Here is an 18,689-nt window from a genome sequence, read left to right as displayed (position 1 = left end):
ATATAGTAGGATAAGGACGTCTCTCTAAAGAGGCGTCCTTCTTTGTTTTGGAAGATCCGTATAAGTGTTAAGTTTTCTTTTTGGAAAACTATTTGATGCTTGGTTTTGTTTAAGTAGTTGAAAATGTGGGGTTGCGAGTTTGGTTTTGGAAAACTTTTCAATAAGTATTCTTTTTAACGTAGGGTAATTTGGATAACTGGTAAAGTATGCGTAAACTTGCAGTCGCAAAATAAATATAATAATTGTGGATCGTAAAACTTACACTTTTGACGAAGCGTTTAAGGCTTCATTGGATTACTTTACCGGTGACGAGCTCGCCGCTAAAGTATGGGTAAATAAATATGCCTTGAAGGATGCGTTTGGAAATATCTATGAGGAATCTCCGAATGATATGCATCATCGCTTGGCAAGTGAGATTGCCCGTGTGGAAAAAAAGTATCCGAATCCGTTGTCGGAACAAGAACTTTTCGACCTGTTTGATCATTTCCGCTACATCGTTCCGCAAGGAAGTCCGATGACGGGAATTGGCAATGATTATCAAATTGCCTCACTCTCTAATTGTTTTGTTATCGGATTAGACGGGCAAGCGGATTCGTATGGTGCGATTATTCGTATTGACGAAGAACAGGTACAATTAATGAAGCGCCGTGGTGGTGTAGGCCATGATCTTTCGCATATCCGCCCGAAAGGTTCTCCGGTTAAGAATTCCGCGTTGACTTCTACCGGGTTGGTTCCGTTTATGGAACGTTATTCGAATTCCACCCGTGAGGTGGCCCAAGATGGCCGTCGTGGAGCTTTGATGCTGAGCGTTTCTATTAAACATCCGGACTCGGAGGCGTTTATCGACGCTAAGATGACGGAAGGTAAGGTTACAGGTGCAAATGTATCTGTGAAGATTGATGATGATTTCATGAATGCCGCGGTTAATGGCGGTACCTATAAGCAACAATATCCAATTGATTCGGATTCTCCCGTTTATGTGAAGGATATCGATGCTTCTGGCTTATGGAAAAAAATTATTCATAACGCTTGGAAATCCGCTGAACCGGGTGTGTTATTCTGGGACACGATCTTACGTGAGTCTGTACCAGACTGCTATGCGGATCTGGGGTTCCGTACGGTTTCCACGAATCCTTGTGGCGAGATACCTCTTTGTCCGTATGATAGTTGCCGTTTGTTAGCAATCAATTTATATTCATATGTGGTAAATCCGTTCACTCCGGACGCTTATTTCGATTATGATTTGTTCAAGAAGCATGTAGGTTTGGCCCAGCGGATTATGGATGATATTATTGATTTGGAGTCGGAGAAGATCGAGATGATCTTGGCTAAGATCGACTCGGATCCGGAATCCATGGAGGTAAGACAAACAGAGCGTCATTTGTGGGAAAAGATCCAACGAAAGACTTTGCAAGGACGTCGTACAGGTGTGGGCATCACGGCGGAAGGCGATATGATTGCCGCTTTAGGTTTGCGTTATGGAACAGAAGAAGCAACCGATTGTGCGGAACTTATACAAAAGACATTAGCTTTGGCCGCTTATCGTTCATCCGTAATGTTGGCGAAAGAACGTGGTGCCTTTGAGATATTCGATGCGAAGCGTGAGGAAAAAAATCCGTTCATCAACCGTTTGCGTGAGGCTGATCCTGCTTTATATGAGGATATGTTGAAATACGGCCGTCGTAATATCGCTTGCTTAACAATCGCTCCGACAGGAACGACTAGCTTGATGACACAGACCACTTCCGGTATAGAGCCGGTATTCTTGCCGGTATATAAGCGCCGCCGCAAAGTAAACCCGAACGATTCCGAGGCTCGTGTGGATTTCGTGGATGAGACAGGCGACGCTTTCGAGGAGTATATCGTATTCCATCATAAGTTTGTAACGTGGATGCAAGCGAATGGTTATTCGGCAAGTAAGAAATATACACAAGAAGAAGTGGAGGAGCTAGTTGCTAAGTCTCCTTATTATAAAGCGACTTCCAATGATGTCGATTGGTTACAAAAAGTCCGTATGCAAGGACGCATTCAGAAATGGGTGGACCATTCTATCAGCGTAACGATCAATTTGCCGAACGATGTAAGTGAGGAGTTGGTAGACTCTTTGTATGTTGAGGCATGGAGATGCGGATGTAAAGGATGTACTGTTTATCGAGATGGTTCTCGTTCCGGTGTCTTGATTGCGACAGATAAAAAGAAGAAAAAAGAGGATTGTAACTGCATGCAACCACCGGTTATCGTATCTACCCGTCCTCGTGAATTGGATGCGGATGTGGTAAAATTCCAGAATAACCGTGAGAAATGGATCGCTTTCGTCGGCTTGTTGAATGGCCGTCCGTATGAGATCTTTACCGGTTTGGCCGATGATGACGAGGGTATCATGTTACCTAAAAACGTTTCTAAAGGTACGATCATCAAGAGCTATGATGAGGATGGTAATAAGCATTACGACTTCCAGTTCAAGAATAAACGCGGTTATAAAATGACAATCGAAGGCTTGGATGGCAAGTTTAATCCGGAATATTGGAACTACGCTAAATTGATTTCCGGTGTGCTCCGTTACGGAATGCCTATCGATCAGGTTATAAAATTGGTACAGGGTATGGAGTTGAATAGCGAGTCTATCAATACATGGAAGAATGGCGTGGAACGTGCCTTGAAGAAATATTTACCGAACGGCATGGAAGCGAAAGGGCAGAAATGTCCGAACTGTGGGTTGGAGACCTTAATTTATCAAGAAGGTTGTTTGATCTGCACGAATTGCGGAGCCTCTAAATGCGGTTAAATAATTGACTAAATCTATATACCATGAAAGTCACTTTTAATATAAACTTCCATACCGTTTGGGGACAGAAGTTATGTGTAGTGGGCTCCATACCGGAATTAGGCTCTTGGGAACCTGCTTTGGCTAAGGAGATGAATTACTCTGGGGATGGAAACTGGAAACTGGAACTGGATCTTCCACCCGATATAAAAGATATAGAATATAGATATTTCTTAAGTGTTAATGATAAGCAGATCTTTGAGGAGTGGGAGAAGAATCACCGGATTGCATTGGATGGACAATCTGATTCTTACATCCTTTATGATTATTGGCAAATCCGTCCGGATAATCTAGCCTTTTATTCTTCTGCTTTCACCAAAAGTTTATTCGCTCATCCCTGCAATACACATGAGAGGGTCGTTAGAAGTGGAAGAAAATTGGTGATAAAGATATCCGCTCCCCGGGTGGAAAAGAATCAGTGTGTAGCCATTACTGGAAATCAAGAATGCTTAGGTAACTGGCATCCGGACAAGGCTTTATTGTTGAGTTGCGATACTTTCCCGGAATGGCATATTGATTTAGACGCTGCGGAGATACGGTATCCTTTAGAATATAAATTTTTGGTTTGGGATAATGATTCCCGTCAACCTTTGTATTGGGAGAGTGATGAGAATCGTATTCTAAGTCTTGTTCCCCAGAAACAGGGTGAGACCGTTGTTATATCTGGTCTTTACTTCCGGGATAGCTTACCGTTATGGCGTTGTGCCGGCTCGGTTATCCCCGTCTTTTCCTTGCGCTCGGAAAAGAGCTTTGGAGTAGGTGATTTGGGAGATTTACACATGTTGGTGGATTGGGCTAGAAAGACGCACCAACGTATCATTCAAGTATTACCTATGAATGATACGACGATGACCCATACTTGGGTGGATTCCTATCCGTATAGCGCTATTTCTATTTATGCCCTTCATCCCATGTATGTGGATTTATCGGCTTTGGGGACCTTGCAAGATCCGGAGAGAGCTGCTTTTTATGCAGGGAAGCAAAAAGAATTAAACGCAAAAGATACGGTTGATTATGAGGAAGTACTGAAATATAAATTGGGTTATTGTCAAGAATATTTCGCAGGGGAGGGTAAGGCCGTATTAGATACGCCGGAGTTTAAAGAGTTCTTGGCGCAAAATGAGTCATGGTTGATGCCTTACGCTACTTATTGCTTCTTGCGGGAAAGTTATGGGACATCTGATTTCTCTCAATGGCAAGGTAATTCTATTTACAATAAGACACGTGTCCGGGCTCTTTGCCGGGAAGATAGTGACGCATGGCCGGAGATCTCGTTCTCTTATTTCTTGCAATATGTATTGCACAACCAGTTCAAGTCGGTATCGGATTATGCCCGTAAGAATGGAGTTGTATTGAAAGGTGATTTACCCATTGGCGTGAGCCGCACTAGTGTAGAGGCTTGGACGGAACCGAAATATTTTAATATGAATGGTCAAGCGGGTGCTCCCCCAGATGACTTTTCCATGAACGGTCAGAACTGGCTGTTCCCGACTTATAACTGGGATGCGATGGAGAAAGATAATTTCTCTTGGTGGAAAAAACGCTTCGCTAAGTTAAGTGATTATTTCGATTGTTTCCGTATAGATCACATCTTGGGATTTTTCCGAATATGGGAGGTTCCTTGTGAATATGTGCAAGGGCTTTGTGGTCATTTCAATCCAGCGTTGCCGTTCTCGAGAGAAGAGATCGAGCAGTATGGATTGAATTTTAATGAGTCTCGTTTCACGACCCCACATATCAATCGACAATTCTTATCGGAATTGTTTGAGGAAAATACAGAAGAGGTGATAGGTGCTTATTTGGCACAATCCTCCTCCCGGCATTATGTGTTAAAACCGTTCTGTGATACGCAAAGGAAGATTGAGGCGTTGTTTGCGGATAAGGCGGATCCTGTTTCCCTACGGATCAAGAATGGCCTGTTTACGATTGCGAATGAGGTATTATTTCTTCGTGACCCAAGAGAGACCGATAAGTTTCATCCCCGGATCTCGGCGAATCAATCCTATATCTATCGGGAATTGAGTGGTTCCGACCGTTATGCGTTCGATCAGTTATACTGGCATTTCTTCTATCATCGCCATAATGATTTTTGGAAGGCGCAAGCGTTTAAGCGTTTGACACCGTTGGTTGCGTCCACGGAGATGTTGGTTTGTGGAGAGGATCTAGGTATGATCCCCGCCTCTGTTCCCGAGGTTATGAATAAGTTGCAAATACTAAGCCTTGAGATTGAGCGTATGCCGAAGAGTCCGCAGCGGGAGTTTTCCGATATGTTTAATTTGCCTTATCATTCCGTTTGTACGACTTCTACACATGATATGACTCCTCTTCGTAATTGGTGGAAAGAAGATCCGGAGAAGACACAGCGTTATTACAACCATGTATTGCAACGGATCGGTGAGGCCCCGGATGAATGTACGGCTGAAATCGTTGCCCAGATTATTTCTAATCATTTGAAGACTCGTTCCATGCTGACGATTATTCCGTTGCAGGATTGGTTTGCTATGGATGATTCTATCAAGCGGAAGGATATAGAATCCGAGCGTATCAACGTTCCTGCGAATTCAACGCATTATTGGCGCTACCGGATGCATATTACGTTGGAACAGCTTTTACAGGCTGATAACCTGAATAATAAGATAGTCTCGTTGATAAAAGAGGCTGGACGAAAATAAGAAAGACTAAGGGCCGTATCGAAAAGTGCGGCCCTCAGTCTATTTGTCCGCTTTCTTTTTCTCGGAACACATCGAGCAGGCTCCGTTGAACCGTGCGTTTGGTTCGATCTCTAGGGATTGGGTATATATATCTCCCTTGATAATTGCTGTTGATTTTAGAATAAGCTTTGCGCTTACTTTTACGGAGCCATCTACCTCACCGAGAATCTCAGCATTCTCGGATACGATATTGCCTGTTACGCTACCTTTGGGGCCGATAACGATCTTGCCGTTGCAACTGATATCTCCTTCTACTTTTCCATCCAAGCGAAAGTCTGTCTCTGTGATAATATTACCCTTTATCGTTGTCCCCGCAGCCAAGGCGTTGTGTAATCCGCCTGCGGAATTTTCATCTTTTTGTTTTATTCCCATCATAATGTGTTGTTACTTGGTTGACAAATATAAGACTATTTTTTTGCAGGAAGGTTTACTTTCTATACATTTACAGATAAATTAAAAGATTATGACAACAAAGATTGAATTACGAAGGATGACATTCTATGCCTATCATGGAGTGGCACCCCAAGAGACCCGGGTTGGGAATACTTTTATCGTAGATTTGATACTGACAGCTCCGTTGGAGAATGCGGTATGGAGCGACGATTTAAGCGATACGATCAATTACGCCACAGTATATGAAACCGTGAAAGCAGAAATGGCTATCCCCTCGAGACTTCTCGAGCACGCGGCGGGGCGTATCTTGAAGGCTTTGAAAGAGAGATTTCCACAGATCACGGAGGTGGAACTTGTCTTGTCTAAATTAAATCCTCCGTTTGGCGGAGATATTCATAGTGCCTCGATAATTCTTAAAGAAAGCTTTCTTTCTGTTTAGAAACTTTTATTTACCTTCGCGTTTGTAAAGAAGTGATGCGATATACGATATACTAAAAGCACAAATACGATAACATTATGGCATTTACCAACAACGTAATGATTGTTCGTCACGGATTGCTGGCGAAGTTAGTAAAGCTCTGGAAAGAAAACCGTCTTCTAGAAGAAATTGATCGCTTGCCGATCGAGTTGAGTCCCCGAAAATCGAAAGTGAGGGGCCGTTGCTGTGTACATAAGGAACGTGCCGTCTGGAAATACAAAACCTTGCCTTTGCTTGGTTTTGATATGCAGGACGAGGAAGATGAGTTGACACCGCTTTCAGAGTATGCGAAGCGTGCCTTGTTCCGCTCGGAGAATAAGAAGGAAAATATCATGTGTGTAGTGGATGAGGCGTGTTCCTCTTGTGTCTCCGTGAATTATGAGATCACGAATCTTTGCCGGGGTTGCGTGGCTCGTAGTTGTTATATGAACTGCCCGAAGGACGCTATCCGATTCAAGAAAAATGGTCAGGCCGAGATTGATCATGAAACTTGTATCAGCTGTGGTAAATGCCACCAAAGCTGTCCGTACCATGCCATCGTTTATATCCCGATCCCTTGCGAGGAAGTTTGTCCGGTTAAGGCGATCAGCAAGGACGAGTATGGGGTGGAGCATATCGACGAGTCTAAATGTATATATTGCGGTAAATGTGTGAATGCTTGTCCGTTCGGTGCTATCTTCGAGATCTCGCAAGTATTCGATATCTTGCAACGCTTGCGGAATAAGGAACAGATGGTAGCGATTGTCGCTCCGTCTATCTTAGCTCAGTTTAGCGCTCCGAAGGAAAAAGTGTATGGTGCTATCAAGTCCTTGGGATTCGAGGAAGTGGTCGAGGTGGCGCAAGGCGCTATGGAAACCACCCGTCATGAGGCGGAAGAATTGATCGAGAAATTGAAAGAAGGACAACCGTTCATGACCACTAGTTGCTGTCCGTCTTACGTGCAATTGGCCGAGAAACATATCCCGGATTTAAAGAAATACATCTCTTCTACTGGATCTCCGATGTATTATACGGCCCGTATCGTGAAGGAAAAATATCCGGATGCGAAGATCGTGTTTGTTGGCCCATGCGTGGCGAAACGAAAAGAGGTGAAACTAGATCCGTGCGTGGATTTTACACTTACGTTTGAGGAAGTAGGTTCCGTATTGGAGGGATTGGGTATCAAGATCGAGGAGGCCCAGCCTTTCTCTGTATTATTTAACGCTGTCCGTGAGGCGCATGGCTTCGCCCAAAGTGGTGGTGTGATCAACGCCGTTAAGGTTTATTTGAAGGACGAGAACGTAAATGCCGTGCAGGTAGCCAACCTGACAAAGAAAAATGTGGCATTATTACGCGCTTACGCTAAAACCGGAAAGGCTCCCGCGCAGTTTATAGAAGTGATGGCTTGCGAGGGCGGTTGTGTGACCGGTCCTTGTACGCACGCCGATAAGACTGCCGGACAAAAGCAGCTTATTAAGGAGCTTACTAAATTCTAGACAAAATGATTAAAAAATTGGCTTTATTTGTCTCCTTGACGGGAGTTTTTCTATGTACCGCTTCTTGCGGACATAAAGAATTACTGTCGATGGGAGATTATTCCGTACAGGTATTTAATGATACCCGCGTACGTTTCGCTCCGGATGTATATCCCGCCGCTTTTAACGCTCCGGGACCGGACAGTATCTATCATTTGGTGAATGGCCGTATTATCTTGAAGAAGGTAACATTGCCGAAATATAAGCGAAACGTTTCCGTCAAACTCCGGGTTACGGTAGCTTCGAATGGAGATCGCTGGGATAAATCCGGGTCTTGTTTTGTATTGCCAAATGCCTCGGGCATTAATTTGTTGAATATCGCTAAAGGCGAGAAGGAGTTTCCTGCGGTGGATAGCGTGAAACTGGAGAAGATGATCGGTATCATCCCCGGGACGGATTATCAACCTACCGTGGAATTGATGCGTTTCATGACTCCGTTCGGAGTAGGGCATTACAGTAGTCCCGAGGATAGCTTGACGAAACATCGTAAGCCCGTGTATATCGATCATTGGGAAGATAGCGTAAGCTGGGAGCAAGACATAACCGATTTGTATCCTCTTCTGGAAGGTGGCGCTTATGTTGGGATCTTTATCGATACATGGACACCGGAAGGATACGTCGCAAGCATGACGATTGATGTGGACGAGTCCGATCTGACTTGCGACGCTTTGCCGAAGAAACATGTAGAGCCGTTGATGAATACGGTTTATTATATCGGGCAGGAATATCCAGATATATTCGCCCGGAAGGACGTGTCATTGGATTTTGATATTCCTCAAGGCGCACGTGATGTCCGTCTGAAATATATCGTTACGGGACATGGCGGTCATTCCGGCGGGGATGAGTTCGTGGAAAAACAGAATATTGTTTCCGTTGATGGAGTTCCAGTCTTGGATTTTGTTCCTTGGCGTACGGACTGCGCTTCTTTCCGTCGTTTTAATCCGGCTACCGGGGTTTGGTTGAGAAAGCGTCTGGCTTCCTATATCACCGAGAAGGGATATTCGGAGAAAGAAGTAGAGGAACCCTTGGCGTCTTCGGATCTTTCCCGCTCTAATTGGTGTCCCGGATCGGATGTGATACCGGAAGAGGTAGCGTTGAAAGATATCCAACCCGGCCATCATACGCTGACGGTGAGTATTCCGGAAGCGGCAGAAGTGGATGGGAATAAGCTGAATCATTGGTTGGTCTCAGCCTATTTGGTCTGGGATGAGTAAATAATGTGACAATATGTTGATGTACCAATGTGCCAATCATGCTCTCTTCAACTAATTGGCATATTGGCACATTAGCCAATTAAAAAATTATTGATATGGAAGACTTGTTACCTTTCGCCCTATTATGTTTCACTTCGTTTTTTACGTTGACCAATCCACTCGGTACGATGCCGGTTTTCTTGACCATGACCAATGGCATGAATGAGCATGAGCGGAAAGCGATTGTCCGAAGGGCCACGATCGTGTCGTTCATCACCTTGATGGTTTTTACTTTCTCCGGTCAGTTCCTGTTTAAGTTCTTTGGTATCTCCTCAAACGGCTTTCGCATAGCTGGCGGCTTTATTATCTTCAAGATCGGGTTTGATATGCTTCAGGCACGCTATTCCAACGCAAAGTTGAAAGAGGAAGAGGTGAAAACCTATGCGGATGATATATCCATTACTCCTCTGGCGATTCCGATGTTGTGTGGTCCGGGAGCGATCGCCAACGCAATCATGCTTATGGATGACGCTTCGACATTCACCTTAAAGGGTACGTTGATCGGAATAATCGCATTGGTCTATTTTATCACATTCTTGATCTTGCAAGCTTCTACCCGGCTGGTACGTATATTGGGAGAGACTGGAAATAACGTGATGATGCGTTTGATGGGATTGATACTGATGGTGATCGCCGTGGAATGTTTCGTAAGCGGATTGAAGCCCATCTTGATCGATATCTTGCGTGAGGCGATGGGCTAACAAATTACCAGACCAGCTTCTTTCTGCGATGGGCGCTAAATATTGGAATAACCTTTTTTTATCCTCATCGTAATCGGAGATATTTGCTTTCCAGATAAGTCGCTCTGCTTGGAACGGGAGATACGATATGATATCATGGGTGTGTGTTGTTCCGTTTGAGATCGTGATCTTCTTGGATTTAGCATACAGGTTCATATCCTTCATTTTTTGCTGTCCTTCAGGTGTCGTATCATGAACTTCTTGTGTGAAATGAAGTCTGTTTATTTTTAACATGGCTAGGTGATCGATCAATTCTTTGAGATTATCCTTCGAGATGAGAGTGAAAGGTGTGTGTATTGCCACGGTCCGATTGCTGTATCGGGGGCCATCTAGTATGGTCATTCCCGGTACGTTCCATTGAATATTCTCTACCTGAGTTTGGCTGTTTATTGCTGGAGGAAGCAGAAAACGTAAGGTTTGCATTGCGTAAAAGAAACCTTTTTGTCCGGATGCTTTTATTAGAATGCAAGAGGGGGCTATATTCAGTTTATAATGTTCGGCCGCTAGTTCTCTGTCTGTGCGGAATATGATATTGGCTCGTTTGTCTTGTATTTTTATTTCCGGGGTGAATCCGGCGGAAAGCGTGAACAGATCGGTCAACTCCCGAGCGATCATAGCCTGTTTTTCATTTTCTACACTGATGAGAGTTGCCTTATTGAAGGTGAAATCACCTTTGTCTGATACACTTTGCAAGGGGAAAGGAATGATCTCCGGTTTTTCGTCCGGAAGGAAACATTTTACAAGTATCATAACCAAAATAATAAAATATATACCTGTTGTACGTAACATAAGAATAATTTTTAATGATATGCTTTTTTGTTTAATTTTTCACTTGCTGCAAATCTATGCTTTAAGGATATTTTCTTGAGTCCAAAATCGTCCGTGAAAATTCAAAAAACGTTTTTTTATGCTCTGCAAGCCTTATATTTCGGACGATTTAGTATTTTTGCCGAACAATGGGTGATATACAACTATGCGAGTATTTTGGAAGTTTTTACAATTATATCTATTGCTGTTTTTAGTGTGTTTAACAGAGTCTCTTTATGCAGCTCCTAGGTATTATTTTAAACAAATCTCTTTGGAAAACGGATTATCGCAGTCTTCCGTGAAATGTGTACTGGTAGATGAAAGAGGTGTTATGTGGATTGGTACCCGGTTTGGGTTGAATCGTTTCGATAGGGAAAAAATAACCGTTTATCAGGAGGAGAGAGAGAATCCGAATTCTCTTCCTTATAATGATATTGTTTTTTTAGAGGAAGATGCGGAGGGGAATGTTTGGGTAGGAACTAGTCGCGGATTGGCATATTTCGATCGTGGTACTCGAAAATTTGTACGTCAGGAAATAGACGGTCAACCTTTGGTCGCTGCTTGTAGCCTCCTCATGCCGGAAGGAATCTATTTTTTAGGGAAGCAAGGTGTTTTTTGTTATTCCTATGCGGAAAAGAAAATGATCCGGTGTAAGTTCAAGGAAAGTCCGTTTGAATTTTCGCCTAATTATGTTTATTTGTATGACGAGAAAGAGAGGAAAGTCATACTGTCTTTTCTGGAAAAAGGGCTTTGGTGGTATTCGCTAGACACCGGAGATATGGAACGTGTGCCGTTTATCCCAAAAGGGAATATCCCCTCCATGTATATAGATTCATTCAAGAGAATATGGGTGGCTATCTATAATAAAGGTGTTTTTTGTTATGATCGAGAGGGGAGATTGCAGGAACATTTGGAAACCCCGGAGAGGTTGACTCATAATGTCGTACAAGATATGTGTGAGAAAGATGGCGAACTTTGGCTGGCGACGGACGGAGGTGGTATCAATATATATAATTACAAAAATAAGACCGTAAGAGCGATTATGCATCTTCCGGGCGATCGCCATTCGTTGCCGGTAAATTCTTTCGCCTGCCTGTATATCGATGATGAGGATAATGTTTGGGCGGGTAGTATCAGGGGAGGATTGATCGGCATCAAACCTGTTTTTATGACGACTTATCGGGATGCTCCTCCCGGGGCTTCTTACGGTTTGAGTTTTCAGTCGGTCACTTCCATGTATGAAGATCGTGATGGGAAAATCTGGATAGGAACGGATGGGGGAGGTCTTGATTTGTTTGATCCGCAAAAAGAGACTTTCCGGAAATATCCTCAGACTGCGGGGATGAAGGTGGTGTCTATCATGCCGTATAGCGATTCGGAATTGTTGTTATCTTTGTTTGGTGTAGGGCTTTATCATTTTAATAAAAATACAGGAGAATGCCGGGAGTTTTTGTTAAATTGGGGGCATGTGCGAAAGGATTTATTCTTACGAGGTAATTCGATTCGTTTATTTCCTTTAGACGAGGACTGTTTTTGTCTTTTATCCGATAATCATTTGTCTGTGTATAATCGGCGGAAACAACAATTTGAGTCTTTACCGGAAGATCTGTTACCGCAAAGTTTGCTTGCACCCCGTTTCATACAAGGCGATTCTTGTTACATAAGTTCTTCCGCAGCTTTGTATGTGTTGGATATCCCGCATAAGCAACTACGTCCGTTATTTGTGAGGAATGAGGATATCGGTACGATACTTGCGGTAAAACAAGATAAAGATAACCGTTTTTGGTTGGGGACATCTTCCGGTCTATATGTTTATGACCGTCTCTCGGAAAGATTGGACACGGTTGATCAGGATCGTTTTATTGGGGTAACGTCTCTTGCGTTTGATCGTTCTGATCGCCTTTGGATAAGTACTCATGAAGGGTTGTATGCGTATGTACCGGATGAGAAGCGTGTAATCGTTTTTGGGGAATCTGACGGTGTCTTTACACGTGAGTTTCTTCCGGAACCTGCTTTTGAGGCTTCTTCCGGTAATATTTATATTTCTGGGGTGGAAGGGCTGGTTAGGATACGGCCCGACTATGACATTCATGAGGAAGAGGATTTTTCTGTAAGCATGATTAATTTGGCTTTAGATGGGGCTCCGATTCATCCCGATGGTATATCCGGGGAACAGGCTATTTCCATTCCGTGGGATTATGTTTCTTTTGGGTTAAGTGTTATCGTGAAAGAGAAGGATTTGATGCGGAAGAAATTATTCCGTTTTTACATCAAGGGAGACCGTGAGGAGTTGTTGGAGACTTCAAGCCATGCATTTACATTTCCGGCACTTTCTCCGGGCAACTATGAATTATGGGTTTCCTATAGCAAGAAGAATGGAGACTGGAGTGTTCCTTTAAGATTATTGACAGTAGATGTGGAGCCTCCTTTGTGGAGACGCGCTTGGTTTCTGATCGCGATGGGGGTGATCGCATTTGCGGCAATTGGAGGGATGATCTGGTCTGTTATGCGACGCAAAGAACGGAAACTTGCTTGGGCCATGAAAGAACATGAACGAAAGTTTTATGAGGAAAAAGTCCGTTTCATGGTGAACATCAGCCATGAATTACGTACGCCGCTTACTTTGATCTATGCTCCGCTCAAACGTTTGCTGAAATCCGGAAAGGTGACGGATAAAGATGTATCCCGGCAATTGGATGGTTTGTTGTTGCAGACTTGCCGGATGCGGGAGATCGTCGATATGGTGCTCGATGCCCAGAAGTCTGATACGAACGGCGATGTTATGGATATTCGTTTTTACGATCTTAACGATTGGATACGATCGGTAACGGATGATTTTATCATGGAATTCGAAGCCCGTAGGATTTCTGTGCGGTTCCAGTTGGATGCTTCGGTAGAGAAGGTACCCTTTGATACTTCCAAATGTCGTGTCGTTTTATCTAATTTATTGATAAACGCGATGAAATTCAGCGATCCGGATACCTCATTGGTCATTGGTACGGAGCGTATGGATAAGCATGTGCGGGTTTTCCTTGCGGACCAGGGGATCGGATTGAGACATGTGGATATAAACCGTCTTTTTACCTGTTTTTACCAAGGTGAACACGACCGTAAAGGGAGTGGGATCGGGTTGGCTTATGCCCGGAAACTTATAGAGTTGCATGGCGGAAGTATAGGTGCTTACAATAATGAGGATGGAGGTGCCACTTTCTATTTCGACCTTCCTTTCACGCAAGCGTTTGTTTCCGCAGAACCGGATAGGGTTATCGATTTAAGCGTGAAGGGCGCTGACATGCCGGAAACAGATGTGCGCGGGGTACAGGTAGATACGGAGCTTGCTAAATATACATTGTTGGTGGTTGAAGATGAGATAGAGCTGCGTAACTACTTACTCGGTGTCTTGCAGGCAGAGTTTAAGGAGGTTTTTGTAGCCGGAGACGGGGAAGAGGCTTGGGAAATCTTGGGGCAATGTCAGCCGGATATTGTAATCAGTGATGTCATGATGCCTCGGACTGATGGTTTTGAGCTGTGTTACCGAATCAAGAACGACGTAGCGGTTAGCCATATTCCTGTGGTTCTATTGACCGCTAGGGTGGATCAAGCAAGTTCGGTAGAGGGGTATAAATCAGGGGCAGATATCTATTTGGCGAAGCCGTTTGATATAGATTCCTTGTTGGTGATTCTGCGGAATATATTAAGACAACGAGACCTACTTCGTGTGCGTTATCGTGAGTCCGGTTGTCTATTCTCTCCAAAAGAGGATGCGACAAGCAATGCGGACGAACAATTCATGTGTAAATTGAATACGTTGCTTCGGGAGAACTTGAGTAATCCGGATTTGAATGTGCCTTTTATCGCCTCTGCGATGGCGATGAGTAGAACGACGCTTTATAGCAAGTTCAGTCATTTGTCGGATGTCTCGGTTGGTGATTATGTGATTCGGTTTCGTATGGTCGAGGCTTCTCGGTTGCTTTCATCTCATAAGGATATGAGTATTCAGGAAGTAGCGGACCGTGTCGGTTTTTCCAGCGCTCGTTATTTTAGTACGGCTTTTAAACAAAGCTATGGGGTCACTCCAACCGAATATCGTCGAAATAATTAAGTGTTAATTGCCGATCTCCAAAAACTGAAACCGGAATGTTGGACTATTTGAGAAAAGAGATTGGACTCCTTCATGATAGCGGTCAATTCAGTACTTCCCGTAATTATTTACGAACATTGAACAGCTTTTCCTCTTTTTTAGAGAATTGTGATATACCTCTCACCGCATTAGACTCCGATACGGCTTGCAAATATGAGAAATGGCTATGGGGAAGGAGAGTGAGTAAGAATAGTAGCTCATTTTATATGAGAATCTTGCGTGCCGCTTATAATAAAGCTGTACAAGAGCAACTTGTGGAGCAAGCTTTTCCTTTTCATGAGGTATATACCGGGATCGCCAAGACATCGAAACGTGCCGTTAGTGAAAAGACCATTTTGAAGTTGCAGAGACTTGACCTGTCTTATTCATCGGCTTTGGCTCTCTCCCGGGATTTCTTTTTTTATCGGGTGGCTTTTTGATATCCATTTTACAGGGATTGATACTTAAAATCTTATATGTTTTTTGCGAACCGGTCTTCTTTTTCTCCTTGGGGGAAGTAAGAAGGCCGGTTTCTTTATCGTCTATCCTTTATCGCTTTGAATGTCCTCTTCCCTTTTAGATAAAATGCCAGAATTAAACTGTCCCGCATAAGTTCCGGGATGGTGCTCAGTGTTCTTTTCTCCAGATTCTCTTTACGCTTAGGCGTATATTCCGGTTTGAGTTGGTGATAGGTTTTTCTTGCCTCATAAACAGCTTTGGCGTTCGCGAAATGTCCTTCCAGCAGGAACTTCGCGGCGGCGATATAGTCCAGCCAAAAGCGGACACACATCACATGCTTTAGATCTTCTTCCCGGGAATTCTTGTAAAGCATCAATAAGCTGTTTCGGAAATTCAAGAAAGTCTTGCGGGGACTTTCCGCGTTCAAGGTGGCTCCACCGACATGGTAAACGATGGATTGTGGGACGCATACCAACCGATATCCCCGGGAACGTAAACGCCAACACATATCGACCTCCTCTTGATGTGCGAAGAATCCGGCATCCAATCCCCCGACTTCCTTATACGTAGCCGTACGAACGAATAAGCAGGCTCCTGTCGCCCATAAGATATCGGCGGGAGTGTCGTATTGCCCCTCGTCCTTTTCCACGATATGCAAGATTCTCCCCCGACAAAATGGATAGCCGTATTTATCAATGTATCCTCCGGCCGCACCCGCATACTCGAAGTATTCTTTATTTCGTTGAGCCCGTATTTTGGGTTGGACACAAGCGATTGACGGATCAGAGTCGAGAGTGGCAATCGGGGCGTCTAACCAATTGGGAGTAACTTCTACGTCGCTGTTTAATAAAACGCAATATTCATGGTCGAGCCTTTTGAGCGCTTGATTATATCCTTCGGCAAAACCATAATTCTGGTTGAAGGAGATAATGCCGACGGTCGGGAATTTTGCTTTCAACATCTCGATCGAGTCATCGGTAGAACCGTTATCTGCTACGATAACCTCCGCCCATTCCGGAGAGTTGGATACGACGGAAGGAAGGAATTCCTCCATTAGCTTTCTTCCGTTCCAGTTTAAGATGACAATCGCTACTTTTTTCATCCTTGTTGCTCGTGTTTATGTTTCCAACGTTTATGGGTCCATAGCCAGTAGGCCGGATCACGCAAGATCATTTTCTCTAAAAGTCGTGCGTATCGCTCGGTGATGTAATTTTCCGGAGTCTCTTTTGGATTCTCCGTAATCAGCTTCATGTCTACGGTGTAATATCCTCTTTTTACTTTTTGGGTATCGAGGAAGATCACAGGCAGGTTCAGTTTCCGTGCGATACGCTCCGGACCGGTTAATATGGCTGTATCTTGATGAAGGAACTCGGTCCAATAATGCAGGTTGGCCTTGCTGGGTGTCTGGTCCGCCAAGAAGATGACGACAGATTTGGTTTTGTCTTGTTTTAACTTGATGATATCCCGTATCGTATCGTTTTTCTTGATGCCGAAAGAACCGAACTGTGTCCTGAGATCGGCGAATAGCTTATCAAAGGCCTTGTTGTTTAACGGACGGTATATCTGATAGATGCGTGAGTCCTCGAAACGGGTGGTCGATCCGGAGAACCATTCCCAGTTGCCATAATGCCCCATCGTGAGGATGAAGCAAGTATGGCCTTTCTCCATAAGTTGGTCAACCAATTCCGGGTTCTTCAGATAGGCTCGCTGTTGTATCTCATCCAGAGAGATATGGGCCAATTTAATCGTTTCCACGATATAATCGGCGAAATGATGGTAGAACCGGCGTTCCAACTGACGCCACTCAGCCTTGGATTTATCCGGGAAAGAGGCGGTTATATTACGGCGCACTACTTTTACCCGGTATCCGGCTATCTTATAGATAAGGACATATAGGATGTCTGATAACACGTATAAAGCTCGCATGGGAAGTAAGGCGTGTACTTTTACCCAGCTATAAAGAAAGGCATATTGTATTTTATCCCACATCTTAGTTGACGGTTGATGATTGATTGTTGACTATTAATGCGGTGCGATCCTCATTCCAGCCGCCTAGTACGACTTTGCGGGTCTCATTGACCAAAGCGGCATCATAAGGGATTTCTACCTTTATATAGTTCTCGGTGAAACCGTGCATCTTGCCGTCTTTCTTGGTGTGTTCGAATAAGACATTCGCTTCCTGTCCGATATGGGCCTCATAAAAGGCATGAAGTTTCTGGTCTGAGATATCCAAGAGTTGTTGACTGCGTGCGTGTTTGGTCTTTGGGTCTACTACATAATCGATCTTCAACGCTTGGGTACCCGGGCGTTCCGAATAACTGAACACGTGCAGTTGGCTTATATCCAAGCTATCGATGAATTGGCGGGCCTCCTCGAAGTACTCGTCTGTCTCGCCACGGGTTCCAACGATTACGTCTACGCCAATGAAAGCATGCGGCATTACTTCCTTGATCTTTTCGATCTTATGACGGAAAAGAGCGGTGTCGTAACGGCGGCGCATTAATTGCAAGACAGCATCGCTACCGCTTTGCAAAGGAATATGGAAATGAGGAGCGAAACGTTTGCTATGGGCCACGAAATCTATGGCCTCGTCGGTAATCAGATTCGGCTCGATGGAAGAGATACGATAGCGTACGATTCCCTCTACCTCATCCAAAGCCCGGATTAAGTCGATAAAGGTCTCGTCGGTACTTTTGCCGAAGTCCCCGATATTTACGCCCGTCAAAACGATTTCTTTACCCCCTTTGCTCGCTACTTCCCGGGCTTGTTCCACCATGCTGGCGATCGTACCGTTCCGGCTTCTTCCACGGGCGAAAGGAATGGTACAATAGGAGCAATAATAATCGCATCCATCTTGTACTTTCAAGAAATGACGTGTACGGTCATCGGCCGAGCAAGAAGGGGAGAAGGAGCGTATGTCTTTGCTTTGTGAGGCGATAACCGCTCCTCCGTTTTCTTTCTTCTCCAGATTCTCCAGATATTGAAGGATCTCTAATTTCTGTTCGGCGCCAAGAACCAAGTCAACGCCTTCTATATGGGAGACTTCCTCCGGCTTCAACTGTGCGTAGCAACCGGTCACCACGATAAAAGCGCCGGGGTGTTGCTTGCTGATCCGACGGATCGCTTGCCGGCACTTCTTATCGGCCAGTTCCGTTACGGAGCAAGTATTCACCACGCATATATCCGCTTTTTCCCCGGGACGCACCTTGCGTACCCCTTGTTCGGCTAATAGCTTTCCAATGGTAGAGGTCTCCGCGAAATTTAGTTTGCAACCCAGCGTATAATAAGCGGCCTTTTTATTGTTAAATACGGTCTGATCTATCATTTTCGATTTAGTTAGAGTGCAAAGGTACTAATTAAGCCCGGATTAGTAAAGAGTTCGGATTGAGA

Annotated in this window: 12 protein-coding genes and 1 pseudogene; 8 read left to right on the top strand and 5 right to left on the bottom strand. The window is 44.3% G+C overall.

All coding sequences use genetic code 11. From position 1 onward, the window contains the following. Positions 1-244: 244 nt before the first annotated feature. Together DWY79_RS19335 and DWY79_RS19330 are read left to right on the top strand one after the other, a co-directional pair. Entirely contained in the window at positions 245-2,785 is a 2,541-nt protein-coding gene (locus DWY79_RS19335; RefSeq protein ID WP_005855085.1) for an adenosylcobalamin-dependent ribonucleoside-diphosphate reductase, read from the top strand. A 23-nt stretch (positions 2,786-2,808) separates the two neighbouring features. Beyond that, positions 2,809-5,496: a 4-alpha-glucanotransferase gene (locus tag DWY79_RS19330; RefSeq protein WP_122370112.1), complete on the top strand. Its 2,688-nt coding sequence runs from the start codon at positions 2,809-2,811 to the stop codon at positions 5,494-5,496. A 39-nt stretch (positions 5,497-5,535) separates the two neighbouring features. Here DWY79_RS19330 and DWY79_RS19325 read toward each other — a convergent pair whose 3' ends face one another. Next, positions 5,536-5,907 (bottom strand): polymer-forming cytoskeletal protein, encoded by a 372-nt coding sequence (locus DWY79_RS19325; protein WP_005855088.1) that lies wholly within the window; start codon positions 5,905-5,907, stop codon positions 5,536-5,538. A gap of 91 nt (positions 5,908-5,998) precedes the next feature. On the opposite strand from DWY79_RS19325, the gene folB reads away from it, so the two are divergent. From folB to DWY79_RS19305, 4 genes are all read left to right on the top strand, one after another. Next, entirely contained in the window at positions 5,999-6,367 is a 369-nt protein-coding gene (folB, locus tag DWY79_RS19320; RefSeq protein WP_005855090.1) for a dihydroneopterin aldolase, read from the top strand. Between the two features lie 77 nt (positions 6,368-6,444). Next, complete coding sequence (locus tag DWY79_RS19315; protein WP_005855092.1) at positions 6,445-7,881, top strand: monomeric [FeFe] hydrogenase; 1,437 nt, start codon at positions 6,445-6,447, stop codon at positions 7,879-7,881. 5 nt (positions 7,882-7,886) lie between these two features. After that, positions 7,887-9,134 carry a PNGase F N-terminal domain-containing protein gene (locus DWY79_RS19310; protein WP_121962477.1) on the top strand — a complete coding sequence of 416 codons (1,248 nt, stop codon included), beginning with the start codon at positions 7,887-7,889 and terminating at the stop codon, positions 9,132-9,134. 95 nt (positions 9,135-9,229) lie between these two features. Beyond that, positions 9,230-9,874, top strand: coding sequence for a MarC family protein (locus DWY79_RS19305; protein ID WP_008774483.1), 645 nt, complete (start codon positions 9,230-9,232; stop codon positions 9,872-9,874). A gap of 426 nt (positions 9,875-10,300) precedes the next feature. On the opposite strand, the pseudogene DWY79_RS19295 reads toward DWY79_RS19305, so the two are convergent. Continuing rightward, positions 10,301-10,663, bottom strand: a pseudogene (locus tag DWY79_RS19295) (glycoside hydrolase family 20 zincin-like fold domain-containing protein); the annotation flags it as partial. A gap of 223 nt (positions 10,664-10,886) precedes the next feature. On the opposite strand from DWY79_RS19295, the gene DWY79_RS19290 reads away from it, so the two are divergent. Both DWY79_RS19290 and DWY79_RS19285 read left to right on the top strand, forming a co-directional pair. Continuing rightward, entirely contained in the window at positions 10,887-14,822 is a 3,936-nt protein-coding gene (locus DWY79_RS19290; protein ID WP_122370110.1) for a two-component regulator propeller domain-containing protein, read from the top strand. A gap of 35 nt (positions 14,823-14,857) precedes the next feature. Continuing rightward, positions 14,858-15,280, top strand: coding sequence for a phage integrase SAM-like domain-containing protein (locus DWY79_RS19285; RefSeq protein ID WP_233564016.1), 423 nt, complete (start codon positions 14,858-14,860; stop codon positions 15,278-15,280). Between the two features lie 95 nt (positions 15,281-15,375). Here the strand turns inward: DWY79_RS19285 and DWY79_RS19280 are convergent, their stop codons facing one another. Genes DWY79_RS19280 through mtaB form a run of 3 tightly spaced genes read right to left on the bottom strand, consistent with a single transcriptional unit; the run spans position 15,376 to position 18,624 of the window. Beyond that, entirely contained in the window at positions 15,376-16,401 is a 1,026-nt protein-coding gene (locus tag DWY79_RS19280) for a glycosyltransferase family 2 protein (RefSeq protein WP_122370108.1), read from the bottom strand. After that, positions 16,398-17,288, bottom strand: coding sequence for a lysophospholipid acyltransferase family protein (locus DWY79_RS19275; RefSeq protein WP_005865563.1), 891 nt, complete (start codon positions 17,286-17,288; stop codon positions 16,398-16,400). Before DWY79_RS19275 ends, DWY79_RS19280 begins: the two co-directional genes overlap by 4 nt. A 1-nt stretch (position 17,289) precedes the next feature. Further along, positions 17,290-18,624, bottom strand: coding sequence for a tRNA (N(6)-L-threonylcarbamoyladenosine(37)-C(2))-methylthiotransferase MtaB (gene mtaB, locus DWY79_RS19270; RefSeq protein ID WP_044546468.1), 1,335 nt, complete (start codon positions 18,622-18,624; stop codon positions 17,290-17,292). Positions 18,625-18,689: the final 65 nt, after the last annotated feature.

This window comes from Parabacteroides sp. AF27-14, from assembly GCF_003635425.1.
GTDB classification, from domain to species: Bacteria; Bacteroidota; Bacteroidia; order Bacteroidales; family Tannerellaceae; genus Parabacteroides; species Parabacteroides distasonis.
Note: the sequence above shows the minus strand (reverse complement) of the source record. Positions and strands in the feature narration are given on the sequence as shown.